This window comes from Gemmatimonadaceae bacterium (genome assembly GCA_030647905.1).
GTDB lineage: Bacteria > Gemmatimonadota > Gemmatimonadetes > Gemmatimonadales > Gemmatimonadaceae > UBA4720.
Genome location: JAUSJA010000033.1, coordinates 253542 through 270038, shown reverse-complemented (window position 1 = coordinate 270038; position 16497 = coordinate 253542). Strand labels below are relative to the sequence as shown.

General features: G+C 64.5%; 14 protein-coding genes. 8 read left to right on the top strand and 6 right to left on the bottom strand.

The window, feature by feature from the left end; all coding sequences use genetic code 11:
* Positions 1 to 21: 21 nt before the first annotated feature.
* Positions 22 to 2538: a magnesium-translocating P-type ATPase gene (gene mgtA / locus Q7S20_12620; GenBank protein MDO8502677.1), complete on the top strand. Its 2517-nt coding sequence runs from the start codon at positions 22 to 24 to the stop codon at positions 2536 to 2538.
* Positions 2539 to 2551: 13 nt separating this feature from the next.
* Here the strand turns inward: mgtA and Q7S20_12615 are convergent, their stop codons facing one another.
* From Q7S20_12615 to Q7S20_12590, 6 genes are all read right to left on the bottom strand, one after another.
* Positions 2552 to 2770 carry a hypothetical protein gene (locus tag Q7S20_12615; protein MDO8502676.1) on the bottom strand — a complete coding sequence of 73 codons (219 nt, stop codon included), beginning with the start codon at positions 2768 to 2770 and terminating at the stop codon, positions 2552 to 2554.
* A 163-nt stretch (positions 2771 to 2933) separates the two neighbouring features.
* A complete protein-coding gene (locus tag Q7S20_12610) occupies positions 2934 to 3857 on the bottom strand; it encodes a hypothetical protein (protein ID MDO8502675.1) in 924 nt (307 codons plus the stop codon).
* A gap of 79 nt (positions 3858 to 3936) precedes the next feature.
* Positions 3937 to 6216 (bottom strand): SNF2-related protein, encoded by a 2280-nt coding sequence (locus Q7S20_12605; GenBank protein ID MDO8502674.1) that lies wholly within the window; start codon positions 6214 to 6216, stop codon positions 3937 to 3939.
* The gene (locus Q7S20_12600) at positions 6204 to 9368 is read right to left on the bottom strand and encodes an N-6 DNA methylase (protein ID MDO8502673.1); all 3165 of its coding nucleotides are present in this window, start codon (positions 9366 to 9368) and stop codon (positions 6204 to 6206) included. Before Q7S20_12600 ends, Q7S20_12605 begins: the two co-directional genes overlap by 13 nt.
* 144 nt (positions 9369 to 9512) lie before the next feature.
* Complete coding sequence (locus tag Q7S20_12595; protein MDO8502672.1) at positions 9513 to 9731, bottom strand: hypothetical protein; 219 nt, start codon at positions 9729 to 9731, stop codon at positions 9513 to 9515.
* 20 nt (positions 9732 to 9751) lie between these two features.
* Entirely contained in the window at positions 9752 to 10912 is a 1161-nt protein-coding gene (locus Q7S20_12590) for a glycosyltransferase family 2 protein (protein MDO8502671.1), read from the bottom strand.
* Between the two features lie 89 nt (positions 10913 to 11001).
* On the opposite strand from Q7S20_12590, the gene Q7S20_12585 reads away from it, so the two are divergent.
* The 7 genes from Q7S20_12585 to Q7S20_12555 all read left to right on the top strand — a co-directional run bounded on the left by Q7S20_12585 (position 11002) and on the right by Q7S20_12555 (position 16444).
* Entirely contained in the window at positions 11002 to 11916 is a 915-nt protein-coding gene (locus tag Q7S20_12585) for an LD-carboxypeptidase (protein MDO8502670.1), read from the top strand.
* A gap of 75 nt (positions 11917 to 11991) precedes the next feature.
* Positions 11992 to 12348: a rhodanese-like domain-containing protein gene (locus Q7S20_12580; protein ID MDO8502669.1), complete on the top strand. Its 357-nt coding sequence runs from the start codon at positions 11992 to 11994 to the stop codon at positions 12346 to 12348.
* Positions 12345 to 13178 carry an alpha/beta fold hydrolase gene (locus Q7S20_12575; protein ID MDO8502668.1) on the top strand — a complete coding sequence of 278 codons (834 nt, stop codon included), beginning with the start codon at positions 12345 to 12347 and terminating at the stop codon, positions 13176 to 13178. Before Q7S20_12580 ends, Q7S20_12575 begins: the two co-directional genes overlap by 4 nt.
* A gap of 2 nt (positions 13179 to 13180) precedes the next feature.
* On the top strand, positions 13181 to 13789 hold the full coding sequence (locus tag Q7S20_12570) for a CoA pyrophosphatase (protein MDO8502667.1): 609 nt from the start codon (positions 13181 to 13183) through the stop codon (positions 13787 to 13789).
* A gap of 110 nt (positions 13790 to 13899) precedes the next feature.
* The gene (locus tag Q7S20_12565; GenBank protein ID MDO8502666.1) at positions 13900 to 15258 is read left to right on the top strand and encodes an Nramp family divalent metal transporter; all 1359 of its coding nucleotides are present in this window, start codon (positions 13900 to 13902) and stop codon (positions 15256 to 15258) included.
* A gap of 2 nt (positions 15259 to 15260) precedes the next feature.
* Positions 15261 to 15713, top strand: coding sequence for a universal stress protein (locus Q7S20_12560; protein MDO8502665.1), 453 nt, complete (start codon positions 15261 to 15263; stop codon positions 15711 to 15713).
* Positions 15710 to 16444, top strand: a complete 735-nt coding sequence (locus tag Q7S20_12555) for a metal-dependent transcriptional regulator (GenBank protein ID MDO8502664.1) — start codon at positions 15710 to 15712, stop codon at positions 16442 to 16444. The genes Q7S20_12560 and Q7S20_12555 overlap by 4 nt, the downstream gene beginning before the upstream one ends.
* Positions 16445 to 16497: the final 53 nt, after the last annotated feature.

The following is a 16497-nucleotide window of genomic DNA, read 5'->3' as shown; positions in this document are numbered from 1 at the left end:
GCCGCCGTAGCGTATTGAAGAATGAATCCGGATCCCGCCGAGTTCTGGTCGTTACCGCCTGACCGCCTCTTCGATAGCGTACACTCTTCACGCGTCGGGCTGAGCAGTGCGGAGGCAACGCGGCGATTGGCGACGTACGGTCCGAACGTCGCAGCGCCCCAGCGGCACGCGGGAATCTGGCAACAGGTCGGCTCCCAGCTCGGCAACCCGATCACGATCCTGCTGTTCATCGCAGCGGTGCTCTCGATCGTCGTCGGGGAAGGGGTGGATGGATCGATTATTCTCGCGATCCTCGTCGCGAGCGGGGCCCTCGCGTTCTGGCAGGAACATCGGGCCGCCAACGCCGTCGAAGAGCTCTTGTCGCTCATCCGCACGACGGCCACGGCGGTGCGCGATGGAAAGCCTCGCGAGGTGCCGCTCGCCGAGATCGTGCCGGGCGATATCGTTCAACTGAGCGCCGGCTCCAATGTACCCGGAGATGCCGTGCTGCTGGAGGTCAACGATCTGTTCGTGGATCAGGCGGCGCTGACGGGAGAGAGTTACCCCGCGGAGAAATCCACCGTCGTCGCTCCCGCCAGCGCCGAGCTCGCCGACCGCACCAACGCCCTGTATCTCGGCACGCACGTGATCAGCGGCACCGCCACAGCGCTCGTGATGCGCACCGGTCCCGCCACGATGTTTGGTGAGATCGCCCGGCGGCTGGAACAGCATCCGGCGGAGACGGAATTCGAGATCGGCGTTCGCCACTTCGGATATCTGCTGCTGCAGATCACCACCGTATTCGCGATCGGCATCTTCTCCGTGAACGTCGCCCTGCATCGGCCCGTGCTCGAAGCGCTGCTCTTTACCCTTGCGCTCTCCGTCGGGCTGACGCCGCAACTGCTGCCTGCCATCGTCAGCGTGACGCTGGCGCACGGTGCTCGACGGATGTCCAAGCAGCGTGTCATCGTCCGGCGCCTGGCGAGCATCGAAGACCTTGGCGGGATGGAGATCCTCTGCATGGACAAGACGGGGACGATCACCGAGGGAGTCGTCGCCGTCAATGCCGCTGAAGACTGGACCGGAGCGGCGAGCGAGCGAGTGCGGCTGTTCTGCTACCTCAATGCGGCATTCGAGACGGGTATGGCGAACCCCATTGACGATGCGCTGCGGGCACTTCCTCCGCCGGATGCTGCGCGATACACGAAGCGCGACGAGGTCCCGTACGATTTCATCCGTAGGCGACTGAGCGTGGCCGTGAACGCCGGCGACAAACAACTGCTGCTGACGAAGGGCGCGCTCACGGCGGTGCTCGACGTGTGTGATCGCGCGGAATACGCCAATGGGCAAGTGGTGCCGGTGGAGCAGGTGCGCGTCGCGATCACCGCACGTTACGAAGCGCTGAGCCGCGACGGCTTTCGGTGCCTCGGCGTCGCATATCGCGAGATCGGCACAGGACCTATTGACCGCGATACGGAGCGCGGGCTGATCTTCCTTGGCATCCTGAGTCTGGCCGACCCGCTCAAGTCACACGCCAGGCAGATTCTGGAGGAGCTGGGAACGCTCGGCATTCGGGTCAAGCTCATCACCGGCGACAATCGGCACGTCGCCGCGCACATAGCGGCGCAAGCCGGATTCGATACGTCAACTGTGTTGTCGGGCAGTGACCTCCGCGCGATGACCGAAGATGCGCTCGTCGCTGCCGCACCGAAGGTGGGCGTGTTCGCCGAGATCGAACCGAACCAGAAGGAGCGCATCATCCTGGCGCTCAAGAAGACAGGTATCGCCGTCGGCTATATCGGCGATGGGATCAACGATGCCACCGCCCTCCACGCCGCCGATGTAGGCATCAGCGTTGACTCCGCCACGGACGTGACGAAGCAAGCCGCCGACATCGTGCTGCTGGACAAGGATCTGCGAGTGCTTGCGGCCGGCGTGCGCGAGGGGCGCGCGGCATTCGCGAACACACTCAAGTATGTGTTCATCACGACGAGCGCGAGCTTCGGCAACATGTTCAGCATGGCGGGCGCTTCGCTGTTCGCGTCCTTTCTTCCTCTGCTGCCGAAACAGATCCTGCTCATCAACGTGCTCACTGATCTGCCCGCGATGTCGCTCGCCGCCGATCGCCTCGATCCGGAGCTCGTGGAGAAGCCGCGCCGTTGGGACAACCGGAACATCCGAAGGTTCATGCTGGCGTTCGGTCTCGTGAGCTCGCTGTTCGACTTTCTGACGTTCGGCACGCTGCTCGCGATGCACGTATCGCCACCGGTATTCCGCACGGCGTGGTTCATGGAGTCGGTGTTGTCGGAGATCTTCATCCTCCTCGTGATCCGCACGCGACGTGCGTTCTTCCACAGTCGCGTGGGACCGGTGCTCTTCTGGACGAGCGTTGCCGTGGGCGCCTCGGCGATTGTGCTACCGTACACTCCGTTGAGCGAGGTGCTCGGATTCGCGCCTCTGCCGCCGAGTGTCGTTGGCATCGTCATCGGAATCGTGGCGCTGTATGTCATCGGGTCCGAAGTCAGCAAGCGCGCGCTGCTGAGGCATGTGTCGCTGTAGTGGCGACGGCGGCCTAGGTGTTCGCCCGCCGGTCGCGCGGCGACTTGATGATTCCGGCCTTCATCATGACGTACAGCGCGAGGTCGGTGACCAGGAAGACAGCGACCATCATTCGGAACGAGCCGAAAGCCACAACGCGCGTCAGCGCCAAAGCTGCCGCCAGAGCGATTCCGACGAGTGCGCTGAAGAGAGTGAATGCTTCCGGTGACAAATTGCGCAGCTTCTCCCGCATCTATGCTCCTGCGAAAAGGTGCCGATCCAAAAACCCAGAAACGAAAACTGCCAGAGACTGTGGAGTCCGCAACCCAGATCATTTTCCCGCATGATCTCGACGCCGTCTGACGCATCGCCAGACGGCGTCGAACGAATTCCGCGAATGTTCCGGAACCGGATCCTCAGAAAATGAGTGCCAACGCGGTGGTTGCTGAACCCCACACGGCGCTCGCGGCGGCCGCGTCCCAGCCGATGGGCCCGAGTGCCCACGTCGTATAGATCGTCCTCCCTCCCGCGAGCGCGTCGGCGCCGAGAACTTTGCCGAATCCGCGAATGTAGGGATTCGACCACCAGTCCGTGGCGCTCACCTTGTCGGGGAGTGCTCCCACCGAGCTCGACGTGGCTGGTGATCCGAATTCAGAGGCGCGCGAGTACGCTGTCTCGGTGCCGACGGACACCGAAGTCCACGAGCTGAGGTTGGGTTCCCAGTAGTAAATCGAGCTGACGGCGATGGACGCAACCGCGGTCACGGCTCCCGCCTCTGCTTCCGGGAGCACTGCTGCAGACTGTGACTCGACACTATAAATGTCGTTCAACAGTCCGGTTCTCGAAGTTGCGTTCTCAGACAGGTATGCGATCTGGCTCATGTACCCCACGGCCGTCGCCGACAGGTCGGCGCGTACAGATCCGGGAGACACGTTCGCGAACAGCGATCGCTTGATCGGACTGGGATCCTGCGACGCCGCGCAAACCTCGGCGGAAAGCGATGGATCCACGAGGCCTGCCGGGAGATCGCCGTGCCGCGCGGTCCGATGGAACTCCTTGAGCGCCTTCGCCGCGACTTTGCAGACCTCCGCCTTGCTCGTCAGCCTGCTGCTGTTCCTGACGAGCTGGGAATAGATGTACTCGAGCCCGTCCGTATGGTACTTGCCGATCCAGCCGTATTTCTCGCGGAGGTCTTCGACCTTCTGACGCGTGATGAGGGGATCGGGGGCGCCGGCCACAACGCCGGGCGCAGTCGAGTCTGGTGCGCAGCTCACGATGGTGAGCGTCGTACCAGCCGCGATGGCCAGCAGAAGTGCGACGTACGTGAATCGCGTTCGCATTCTTGCCTCCTTTCATGGGGAGTCGGACGAGCACATCCCGTCCGGATGCGAACCCTAAACGCGACGCCGCCAACGGCCGTCAGCGTTCCGTTGCGGACGACAACACAATCGCGTCACGACGACAGCGAAAGACGATCATCGCGATGACCACGACGCCGGCATCTTCGGCGCGAGGCGAGGTTGCGGCGCCGAATCTCGATCCGAACTCGATCACGCGCTCGAGCCACTTTTCATCGCTCAGGTCCAGGGAATCGAGCGTCGCAAGCTCGAGCTCGGCGTGGCTGCCAAAATTGCCTGTCACCACGTTTCGAGCGCTTTTCGCGAGCACGGAAACACGCGCGCGCATGTGAGGGCGCGACCGAGCCGCGGCGACGGCAATGTGCCGGAGCGCACTGCGGCGCACGTGATTGGTCGCAGCCGCGGCGGGCTTCACGCCGCGAAGCAGGTGCGCCGCTTCGACATGCGCGCTGAGTAAATCCAGACACACGGATGCCTCCGTTTCGCAGATTCGCGTCGGCCTGCCCCGACAGTATCGAGCGCAGCGAAGGATCATCTCCGGCTCGTCAGTGATGCGACCGTCGAGACAGCCGAAGAGAAAGACCTGGCCGTTGATTCTGCACGCCGCGAGAAAGCCGTCGATCGGTGCGACTGCTGCCGCGACAAGCGGCGCGCCGGTCAATCCGATGGACGCATCATTCAACCATTCGGAGATGAGCCGGCGGGCGGACTCGATCATCCGCGGCCCGTTCGTGGATGTATCCGCGAAGTCCGTCGCCACAGTCATCAGGGAAGGGAACGATTCGATCACCGTGGCCGCAGCCTTCATCTTCTCGTGCAGGATCCTCTCGATGCGCACGATCGCGTCGGCGTTCGCCGGTGGCCGCATTGCGTACGCGAACACGCGACAATACGGCGAGCCGATCCGCGCAATTCTGCCAAGGCGCTGCTCCATGCGCGCGGGCGTCCATGGAAGATCCAGATGCACGATCACGCCGGCGTCCTGAAGATTGACTCCTTCGCTCAGCAGATCAGTCGTGAGCAGAAGCGAGACTCTCTCCGATCGGGGCGGAGCAGGGCACCCCGAAGCGACCGGTGCGAACCGGCTGATGGCGTCACCGCGGGAAATGCTTCCACCCGCGACACGTGCGCCGGAACCGCTCAGAGCCGCTACCTCGCCATCGTTCGCGAGACGGCCGAACAGCGCTTGAATCGTATCCTCGTATTGCGAGAACGCGACTATGGGTACGCCGTGATGCGATTGGCGCAGCTGGCGTATCGTTGCGGCGAGCTCGTCATCGCGGCGCCTGTCAAGACGAATGCGATCGAGGAGCGATGCCACGGCGTGACGATGTTTGCGGATCACCGGCAGCAGCTGCGCCGTCCCCGACTCAGCCGGCGCGAGGAGCGACGAGAACGCGAGCTGCACGGAATCCTCGGCGCTGCTCCATGCCGCCAGCTCCGTGCGCGACGGATACGTTCCGTCCTCGAGAGCGGCGGTGAGCGCAATCGCTCTGTGCAAACGCCTCGTGAGACCGCCCTCGAGAGCCGCGTTGCTCGATGCCCATTGCCTGATCAGCGAATGCGCAACGAGCGCGCCGCCGTCGCCGCCCTCACGGGGCGGAAGCGGCGGCGGAAGAGCCAGCAGTATGCGCGGAACCGAGTCGTCGTCGGGCTGGTCGCACCAGCGCAATGGCTCGATTCGCGGCATTGCCTCATCTGCAGCGCCAACCACGTGCGCTCGGCGCACTACACACCGGCCCAGCTCCGCGTCCGTGAGCGATGTCGCCCGCTCGCCGAGAAAGAGGGAAAGCAGCCTCGTCAACTCGTGGCGGCGGTTATGGATCGGCGTCGCTGAGAGGAGGAGTACGCGTCCCCGCGAGGCGAGCCGCGCCAGCGCCGCGTAACGGCGAGTACGTGGATTCCGCGCGTGATGTGCTTCGTCCACGATCAGGAGATCGTGCGCTGCGACATCGTTGTTTCCCCGACTCAGTGATTCGAACGACGTGAGTCGGATGGTGCGGCCCGCGGCGAGCGCGGCCTGCGTCCACATCGTCCGCAGCACCGCCGGCGCGACGACGAGAATTCGCTCGGTACTCGATGCCAGCGCGAGTGCGACGAAAGTCTTACCCGTTCCGACAGGATCGCCCAGCAAAGCGCCGCCGAATTCTTCAATCGCCTGCCGGAGCCGGCCAATCGCTTCGATCTGATGGGGTCGCAGCCGTATGCGTCCAAGCGAGCCAGCGGTGGCATGCGGATCCCGATCCGCTTCGTCGCCGAGAAGCGCTGCGGCGATTGCGTGCCGCGCTTTATCAAGGTGAACGATGCTGAGCGGAGCCTCGAGAGTGCTCAGGCGGTCCACTGGAGGAGGGCCGCCACCGTTGATTCATTGAGGCCGTATGCGTCGAGAGCCGACTGCAACAGGTCGGAATCACTCGGCTCGTCGCCGCCGAATGCCGCAAGTCCGATCGGCGCGAGGATCGCCCGCGCCCTCTCCCAATTGTGGGGAATGGGAAGCAGTGACATGGTCCACCCCAGATAGCGCCGGTATCCGCCCCGCGCCGGCTCCGCGACGACACCAAGCCATGCGGCGATCAGAGGCGAGTTGAGCAACGCCGTCAATGCGTGTGCGTCCGTCAGCGTCGGACAGCGAGCGACGTAGCAGCTGTTGATCGGCACCGCGGTATCGCCTTGAAGGATGACCGCTGCCCTGGGAGATCGGCCGATATCGGACCAGACGACGCGGGGAAGGGACGCGTCGGCGGCTTCGGTGCGAAAGAGCATCCACCATCGCGCGCGCCCGCGGGCGTCGCTGCGCGCCTCGAGATCGCGCCGCCATCCAGACAGCCATCGCATTGCCGCCGGAGGAAGTGATCGCAGTGGTGCTCCCGCTGAATCGTGCGTCCAGATGATGGATGCGTCGCATGGTCCCAGAGCCCATTTCATCACGCGATCGCCGCGCACAAGCGCGCGCAGCATCGTGCGCTCGATGCTTCCTTCGAATCCTGAAACGAAAAACGCGTCGTTGCAGCCGGTCTTCACTCCCAGCAACGGGCGGCCAAAGATACTCTCCGCCATCGGGTCACCAGCCCCGCGCACGCGGTCGAATGCGGCGCGGACTTCAGCGGGAAGGAGCAGCCACGGCGCTCCGCGTGAAGCGTCCAGCGGAAGCCTGTCGGCGCACATCATCCATTCGTTGTTCCGACTTGCTTCTTCGCCGACACACACCGCGACAGGCGGACGGTCGCGCCGATCGTCATTCAACGTGTGAGCGCGGCGGTTCGCGACCACGATAGACGGATACACCGCGGCGTCGAACACATTCGTCGAGCTGCCGAGGTCCCGGATCTTTCTCAGATCCGTATTCTCGAGGAGAAACGAGCGCACGCCTCCGCCGGCGAGCGAACGCCAGAGCTTGGCCGGGACGAGAAGGGCCATCGTGCCCCCAGGACGCAGCAGCTCTACACTGCGCTCGATGAAGAGAGCGGAGACATCCACCTGCGATCCGAACCCACGGCCCGCAGCGGCCGCGTCGCTCCCCGCCTTCCAGGCGGAATTCCGATATACCGCGAACGACTGCTTCAACCTCAGTCGCGACCGGGGGTCGAAGTTATGCGTTCGAACCCACGGTGGATTTCCCGCGATCACGTCGAATCCTCCGGCGGCAGCGACGTCCGCGAATTGCGTCGCGAAGGAGAATGGCAGCGCGCCTCCACCGTTCAGGCGTCGCGATTCCTTCGCCGACGCGCGCAGCTCGTCGCGCAGTCGCGCGAGCCGCGTCCTTGTCTCCGCGTTCGGCGCGAGCCGCTCCCCGAACAGGTCGCGTGACCGCAGGGCGGCGAGCAACTCCGATCGCTCGCCCCTTAACCGGACCGTGGTTGCGGTGAACGCCGAGAGTGCGAGCTCGCGCTCCATCCTGTCGAGCATCCGGGCGAGCGAGCGCTTCTTCGGGCCGGTCGCGCGCGTGTAGCGGGATCTCACGGCGGCGAGCTTTCGTCCGCCGCTCCTGAACGCGGTCTCGACGAATGCCTCCCCGCCCAGCGAATCGCCGACACGGATGTTACGGTCGAGATTCGGAAGAGGCGTCACCTTCACCGGATCGGACTCCGGATCCTCGATCGCCATGGACAGCCAGAGCCGGAGCTCGCAGAGCCACACGGCGGTCGGACTGATATCCACCCCGAAGATGGACGTGGTCAGAATCTCCCTGCGGATCACGTGAAGAGGGCGTAGATCGCCGAGCCGCGTGCGGAGTGATGACAGCTGCTCGAGGATGTGGACGAGGAATGATCCTGAGCCGCACGCGGGGTCGAGCACGCGCAGCGCGGATATTCCTGCGAGCAGCGCCGAGCGCTGGTGGGGGCGGGGAATTCCGCCGGAGAGCGCCTCTGTCACGCACGCGAATCCGACAGTGCGACACTCGAGGCCGTCCGCGAGCGCGCTGCGTGAGACGTCGGAAACCAGCGACTGCGGCGTGTAGAACGCACCCGTCGTCTTTCGGTTCGATGACGACATGAGCGACTCGAACGCCTTGCCGAGCATCTCCGGGTCTATCGCGGCTTCGGACCACGTGCTGCTGTCCTCCCGCGCGGTGAATCTGTAGCGGGTCAGGAGATTGGCGAAGACATCGCCAAGCGCTTCGTCGGTGAATGTCGCCCCGGCGGTGCGCGTCTCGAGCGGCGAGCGCGCGAAGAGGCCGCCGTTGAGAAAAGGGATTCGACCGAATGCGCGGGCGCGCGCAGCGCGGTTTCGCGGATGCGTGTTGAGCGTGCCGAAGAACAGCGGGGCGAGCACGCGGCGATGATATCCGCCGCCCTGCACCATGCAGCCGGCATAGCGGTTCCCAAGGAAGCCGTGATCGCAGTCGAGCCATCCCTTCGTCTCCAGAAAGGAAAGAAAGAGCAGTCGCGATACATACAGGAGTGACAACTCCGATGCATCTGCGCGGTTGATTGGTGGCGCAAGACTGTCCGCCAGGTGCCTGACGGATTGCTCGAGCGCGCGGAAGAACCGTCGGCCGACCGACTCCCTGCCGAGTATCTCGAGCCAGCGGCAGTGCGTGTGGACGTCCGATTCGCCGATCGCCGCGGCCAGGGCGCACACGGTCTCGGAGTCGCTGTCCACGATGTGTCCGCGCCGCGCGATGAGCGCGACGACACGCGGACGCGGCCGGCTGACGTCGAACGAGGCGACTCCGACTTCATCGCCATGTGAGTCAATGCCGACGAGGATCCACAGCAGATGCGGGGCTCGCGACGAAAGCCGTGACGCGATGCGTCCCATCTCATGGCGCAGATCGGCCGATGGGAGGATCTCGAAAACGAGAGCTCTAGACGATCCGGCACCCCGCGCCACCATCGCGCGCCCGGCGATGCCGGCCACGCCAAGCGATGCGGTCATCTCCGCGTTGATCGGGATGGGCGCGGCGAAGCCGAGCTCGGCAAGCAATGGACTGGCCGCCAGCGCGCTTACGCACCTGTCGAGAAGCCGCGCCGCTGAAGCGAGAGAACGCACCTTCCGAGGCTAGACCCCGGGGCGCGCAGGAGGACATCATTCGGCGTCGCGTGGCAGACATTCCTTTCACCGCGTCACTCGCCGCGCGACATGGTGGAGGACAGGGCGGCCGGGAGGCAGTAACCCCCCGGCGCTGTCACACCGCTAGTGGCAGCTTCCGGATCCTGCATCCGTGAATGACTGGCCGGCGATCGGAACGAACTGCCAGGAGTAAGAGCTCGCCGAGAGCGTGAGCTTGAGCACGCCGTAAGTCGCCGAGTTGAAGACCTGGCTGTTCGCCCGTAGAGTGCCCAGCGTGTAAAGCGCCCGGCCCCCCGTCCCTACCACGAACTCGCGATCGACGTTACCGCCACGTAAGGTCATGATTGAACCCGAAACGCCCTCTAGCCCGAGACGTACTCTCGGCCCTTCCACATCACTCGCCGCCCCCTGAGAATCGCGCGGAGAAAAATCCAGAACACCATCGCCGCGCCGAGCGGGGAGAGAAGCGCATAGAGTGGCGACTGGCCTATGATCCAGTACGCGTAAGCCCACCAGACCAGAAGAATCCCCTGCGTGAGCGCCGCCCAGAGAATCAATGCACCCGGCACCGGAGCGACTACGCTCGCAACCAGAACGAGAGCGGGCACTAGACCCGAGAGCGGCGCGCTCAGCAGAATGAACGGATAGAGAAGCCGGCCGAACCAGCCGAGTGGAATCGCATCCCGCCCGCCGGCAAAGACGTTCTTCCCCCACCCGGCGATCAGCTCGCCAAGCGACGTATACATGCGCGTCGAGAGCTGCTCCAGCCCCTCGGCGAGAACGACGTTCTTTCCACGGGCAAAAAAACGCTGCGCCATCATCATGTCTTCGGCCACGTGCGACTTCACGAGCTCGTGGCCGCCAAGCTCTTCGTATGCCGCGCGCCTCACGAACAGGCACTGCCCGTTGGCGATCTTGTTCGTTGCATGTCTCGATTGCGTCACGCTCTCCGTCCCGCCGTAGCGCACCGCGAGCAGCCCGAATACCTGCGGCTGCACCAGCTTCTCCCAGAAGCTGCCCAGCTCCTGCGTGCCGGCCACCGAGAACAGATCGGCCTTCCGCCGAATCATCGCGTTCACCGAGCGTGTGACGAGATCGCTCGAGTGCGTGGTGTCGGCGTCGGCGAAGAGGATGATTGCGCCGCTCGACGCGCGCGCGCCGGTGGTGCACGCCCACTGCTTGCCGAACCAGCCCGCGGGGAGCGGATCGTTCCCGATTACGCGCAATCTCGCGTCGTCCTTCGCGATTGCCCGCGCGATGTCGCCGGTGCCGTCAGTGGACTGGTCGTCCACCACGATCACCTCGAGATTCGGCCAGGTCGCCGTCAGCACCGACCGCGCGCAGCGCTCGATGTTCCGCGCCTCGTTCCGCGCCGGAATCACCACGCTCACCAGAGGCGCGTCAGCCGGCGGCTCGGGACTCTCTTCGCCGAGCGACCTGGAATTCCTGAAGCGGATGCCCGTGACGAGCGCGCTCAATCCCCACGGGATGGCGGCGAGGACGGCGATGAAAGTTCCGTTCACGCCACAAACCTACGCCGGCGGAGCCCACGCTGACTTTCCCTTGGCGCGTTGACGGTCGCCCCCGCGCTTTCTACGTTTGCGACCCACACATGAAAACGAATCTCTTCGGCGCTCTAACGCCTCTGGGGCCCGGCGCGCGAGTCGCGCTCATCGCGCCAGCCGGAATTCTCCCGGACCCCACTCACATCCGGCGCGCTGAGGAGAACGCGCGCTCGCTCGGCTGGACTCCGGTGACCGGAGCGAACGTCGCTTCGCTCCATGGCTACCTCGCCGGCAGCGACACCGAGCGCCTCGCCGACCTCAATCGCGCGCTGGCCGACGAAACCATAGATGCGATCTGGTGCATCCGCGGCGGCTACGGCGCCATGCGGCTCCTGCCCGATCTCGATTACGCATCGCTTCGCGCACATCCCCGCCCCCTCATCGGCTTCTCCGACATCACCGCGTTTCACGCGGCGATCCACCGCGAGTGCGGGCTTGTGTCGTTCCACGGTCCCACCGCGCGAGTAGAGCTGAGCGATTTCTCCCGCGACTCGCTCGTCCGCGCGGTCGTTGACCAGACCGACTCCTGCGGCGTCGCTTCACACGGCCGCGTGCTGCGCGGGGGACGCGCCCGGGGGCGCCTCGCCGGGGGCAACCTCGCGCTCATCTCGTCCCTCATGGGCACCCCATGGTCGGTGGATTTCGAGGGGGCGATTCTCGTTCTCGAGGACGTAGACGAAGCCGTGTACCGAGTGGACCGGATGATGCGGCAGCTTCTCCTCGCGGGCGCGCTCCAGCGGTGCGTGGCGGTCGTCGCCGGCGATTTCAAGCCGCTATCGGTGGCAATGGCGGCGGACAACCGGGCGGTGGACGATGTCATCGCCGAAGCGGCCGACGCGGCGGGGATTCCGTGCCTCGCCGGCGCGCCGTTCGGACACATCCACGACCAATGGACGATTCCACTCGGCGCAATCGCCGAGGTGGACACGAGTGACCTGTCGCTCCACGTCGTGAGCGGCTAATGAGCGGGCGCTGATTCTGTATGATTAGGAGCGTCCGGCGACAGCGAGCGGCACGCGAAACTTCAGGAGAACGTCATGCCGCAAAAGACAGCCACCGAGCTTATTGACGAAGCCAAGTCGCGCATCCGCCAGGTGACTGCGGCCGAGGCGATGGCGGACGACAATCCGAACCTCGTGTATCTCGATTGCCGCGAGCCGCAGGAGTGGAACCTCGGCCATATTCCGGGCGCGGTGTTCATTCCGCGCGGCAACCTCGAGACGAAGATCGAGGCCGCGATTCCTCGCGACAAGTCGGTTGTGATCTACTGCGCGAGCGGCAACAGGTCAGCGTTCGCCGCCGACACGATGCAGCAGATGGGATACACCGACGTGGCCTCGATGGTCGGCGGGATCCGCGGATGGGTGGACGCGGGAGGGGAAGTCGAGTCATGATCGAGCTCGAGCAATTCGAGCTATGGCGGGAGCGGGGTGACGAAGCACCTCTCATCATCCGCGGCGAGGCGCGCCTGCCCGACAAGCCGGCCGGCACTGTCGTCATCTGCCACGGATTCAAGGGATTCGCCCACTTCTCGTTCTTTCCGCATGTGGCCGAGGAGCTGGCGGAGGCGGGGCTTCGCGCCATCACGTTCGATTTCTCCGGCAGTGGCGTGGGCGAGGACCGCGAGAGCTTCACCAATCGCGACGTGTTCACGCACAACACGTATCTCCAGGAGCTCGACGATCTGGAGGCCGTGGTAGAGGAAGCACGCGTGCGCGACTGGATCGAGGGCGGATACGGGCTATTCGGGCATTCACGCGGCGGAGGGGTGGCGATTCTTCGTGCCTCGCGCGATCCGGATGTGAAAGCGCTGGTGACGTGGGCGGCGATCTCGAGCACCAATCGGTGGCCGCCGGAGATCGTCGCCGACTGGAGACAGCGCGGGTACATAGACATCGCCAATTCGCGCACCGGCGACGTGATCCCGCTCAGCATCGAGCTGCTGCACGAGGTCGAGCAACTGGGCGAGACCCGTCTCAACATCGCGTTCGCCGCTTCGCGAATTCGCGTGCCGTGGCTGATTCTGCACGGATCCGATGACGAGACCGTGCCTGTCACCGAGGGCGAGCGCCTGTCCGCGCTCTCCGACGGGGTCAGCAAGCTCAGGGTGCTCGATGGCGTCAACCATTCCTTCGGCGGGAAGCACCCGCTCGGAGTGGTGACGCCGACACTGGAATTGGTGACGCGCGAGACCGTGGACTTTTTTACGAAGCATTTGATGTGAGCGTGGTGGATCCGCTGCGCAGTGACCCGCGGATCGTGCGGCTCGAGGCCGCGCTATCGTCGCACAATCCTGTCGAGGTCCATGATCCCGTCGCCTGGCGTGCGGCGGTGGCGATCCTGATCCGGTTGGGGGCCGAAAGTGAGCCCGAGGTTTTTTTCATTCAGCGAGCCGTGTACGACGGCGATCCCTGGAGCGGGCAGGTTGCGTTTCCCGGCGGGCGCGAGGAACCGTCGGACACCTCGCTGCTCGAGACGGTGATGCGGGAGACGTTCGAGGAGACGCAGATGGATCTCCGCAATCACGCGTATCCCCTCGGCGTTCTGAACGATCTCAGGCCCTGGACCGTCCATCTGCCCGACGTTCTCGTAAGGCCGTTCGTGTTTCTGATCTCCGAACCGCCCCCGCCAGTGCTGAGCCCGGAAGTGGCGGATTCCTTCTGGGTTCCCCTTTCCGTTCTCCTCGACCGCTCGGTCTGGCGGGATACGACAGTCACGGCCCGAGGCATCGAGATGAGCCGGTTCGCTTTCCATCATCGGGGCTACGTCGTCTGGGGGATGACCGAGAGGATTCTCTCGGGGCTGCTGGCATTCTTCGACGACGAATCTGACTAGGCCGGGCAGTCGTGCCCGGGGAGTACTATTGCGCCAAAAGTTAGGATATCCTAATATGCAATTGATGGTATCCCATATAATGTACTTCGTGTCAACCAAATAGACTCACTGTGGCCACTCGATTTGCTCCTCCAAAGAGGGAATTACCGCATCCAGGCGCGGGATGGAGGCGGGCTCGCATAACGCCGTCACTGGCCGAGGTGTACCGGAGTGTTCCCGTGACCTCCGGGCCGTGGTGGAGGAAGATTCTGGCGTTCGCCGGGCCCGGATACCTGGTCGCGGTCGGTTACATGGACCCCGGAAACTGGGCGACCGACCTCGCCGGCGGATCCCAGTTCGGCTACACGCTGCTGACGGTGATTCTGATGTCGAACATGATGGCGATCCTTCTCCAGGGTCTGTCATCCAAGCTCGGCATCGTGACCGGCCGCGATCTCGCCCAGGCGTGCCGCGACCATTATCCGACGCCGGTCGCGTGGTTCCTGTGGGTCATCTGCGAACTCGCCATCGCCGCCTGCGATCTGGCAGAGGTGATCGGATCTGCCATCGCGCTCAACCTGCTCTTCGGGATTCCGCTTACGCTCGGAATCATGCTTACCGCGCTTGACGTGATGGTCGTTCTGTACCTGCAGAACAAGGGATTCCGTCTTCTCGAGGCGCTGGTGATCACGCTGGTGGCGACCGTCGGCATCTGCTTCCTCTTCGAGATCGTTCTCTCTGGCCCGCCGCTCGGCGGAGTGTTGCGCGGGTTCATCCCATCCGCGCAGGTGGTGACGAATCCGGCGATGCTGTACGTGGCGGTCGGCATACTCGGCGCTACGGTGATGCCGCACAACCTCTATTTGCACTCCTCCATCGTTCAGACGAGGAGATACGAGGAGACGGCGGAAGGGAAGAAGGAAGCGGTCAAGTTCGCGTTCATTGATTCGACGATTGCGCTGTCGTTCGCGTTGTTCATCAACGCCGCGATCCTGATCGTGGCGGCGGCGACCTTCCACAAGAGCGGTCACAACGACGTCGCCGAGATCCAGGACGCGTACAAGCTTCTCACGCCGCTGCTCGGCGCCGGGGCGAGTACGATGTTCGCGCTCGCGCTGCTCGCGTCGGGACAGAACTCGACGTTGACGGGAACGCTCGCCGGCCAGATAGTGATGGAGGGATTCCTCAACATCCGCCTGCGGCCGTGGATGCGGCGGCTGATCACTCGTTCGATCGCGATCATTCCGGCAGCGATCGTCGCCATCATGTACGGCGAGAGCGGGACAGCGCGGCTCCTGATCCTGAGCCAGGTGATTCTCAGCATGCAGCTTTCGTTCGCCGTCGTTCCGCTCGTGAGATTCACGTCGGACAAGGTGAAGATGGGACAGTTCGTGAATCCGGTATGGCTCAAGGCGCTGGCGTATCTGGTTGCGGCCGTAATCGCGGGGCTCAACATTTGGCTGCTCGTACAGTTCTTCGCGGGGGCCTGATCATGTATCGGAAGATTCTGGTACCGGTGGAGAACTCACCGTATGACGACGCGATCATAGATCACGTGCGCGAGCTGGCGCGTGTCTGTGGAAAGTCTTCCGTCGTGCTGATTCACGTCGCCGATGGATGGGCGGCGCGAAACATCTCCCAGCTCGAGCTGCGTGAGAGCGAGGAGATGAAGAAGGATCGGGAATACATCGAGCGGTTGGCGACGGAGCTCGAGGACGAAGGGGTCGACGCCGAGGCGGTGCTGGCGTCCGGCGATCCGGCGCAGGAGATCGCGCAGGCGGCTGTGCGCGAGGGGTGCGATCTGATCGCGATGTCCACGCATGGCCACAAGTTCATCGGCGACATGATTCATGGCAGCGTCTCGAACACCGTGCGCCACGCGTCTACCGTGCCGGTGCTTCTCGTGCGCGGAAGCTCTCACGGACGGAGCGGAGAGGCGAAATGAAAGGGGGGAAGCGCGCGCACCTGCGACTGGAGAATTCTCCCTCGCCTGAGGAGGCGCTAACCGGTCCGGTCGAGGACTATCTCAAGGCGATCTATGAGGTGGGGCGGGGGAGCGTCTCCGTCGCCACCAATGACATCGCGCAGCGGCTGAGCCTGACCCCGGCGTCGGTGAGCGGAATGGTGCGCCGTCTCGCCGATCAGGGTCTCGTTTCGTACGAGCCGTATCGCGGAGTGACACTCACCGAGTCCGGCCGCCGAGCCGCACTCAGGACGCTCCGCCGCCACCGCGTGATCGAAGCGTATCTCTCCGGCGCGCTGCACTACCCATGGGATCGCGTGGATGACGAGGCCGAACGTCTGGAGCACGCGGCGTCGGACGAGCTCGTGGACAGAATGGCAGCCGCCATAGGCGAGCCGGTCGTGGATCCGCACGGTGCGCCGATTCCGTCGCGCGAAGGGCAAGTGGACGAGACGGAGTACTTCTCGTTGGCCGAGCTTGGCGCGGGGTACGGCGCGCGCGTCGTGCGTGTGAGCGACGACGACCCTGAGATGCTTCGCTACCTTGGCGAGCTCGAGATCACGCCGGGCGCCGAGCTCGTGGTCATCTCGAAGGCGCCGTACGAGGGGCCGATTTCTCTCCGGGTGGCCGGATCGGTTCTTTCGATCGGACCAGCGCTTGCGTCGCAGGTGCTGGTCGCGCCGCTCACCGACATGGACGCCCCGGCGCACTAGATCCGGGGGGCGCCGGACGGCGTATCACCACGTGCACTCTCACGAACCGGTTG

Bases quoted from the DNA above. Each gene is read 5' to 3' on its own strand.
- Q7S20_12610 (MDO8502675.1), bottom strand. From the start codon at position 3,857: ATGCGAACGCGATTCACGTACGTCGCACTTCTGCTGGCCATCGCGGCT.
- mgtA (MDO8502677.1), top strand. From the start codon at position 22: ATGAATCCGGATCCCGCCGAGTTCTGGTCGTTACCGCCTGACCGCCTC.
- Q7S20_12585 (MDO8502670.1), top strand. From the start codon at position 11,002: ATGAAAACGAATCTCTTCGGCGCTCTAACGCCTCTGGGGCCCGGCGCG.
- Q7S20_12615 (MDO8502676.1), bottom strand. From the start codon at position 2,770: ATGCGGGAGAAGCTGCGCAATTTGTCACCGGAAGCATTCACTCTCTTC.
- Q7S20_12575 (MDO8502668.1), top strand. From the start codon at position 12,345: ATGATCGAGCTCGAGCAATTCGAGCTATGGCGGGAGCGGGGTGACGAA.
- Q7S20_12580 (MDO8502669.1), top strand. From the start codon at position 11,992: ATGCCGCAAAAGACAGCCACCGAGCTTATTGACGAAGCCAAGTCGCGC.
- Q7S20_12560 (MDO8502665.1), top strand. From the start codon at position 15,261: ATGTATCGGAAGATTCTGGTACCGGTGGAGAACTCACCGTATGACGAC.
- Q7S20_12595 (MDO8502672.1), bottom strand. From the start codon at position 9,731: ATGACCTTACGTGGCGGTAACGTCGATCGCGAGTTCGTGGTAGGGACG.
- Q7S20_12555 (MDO8502664.1), top strand. From the start codon at position 15,710: ATGAAAGGGGGGAAGCGCGCGCACCTGCGACTGGAGAATTCTCCCTCG.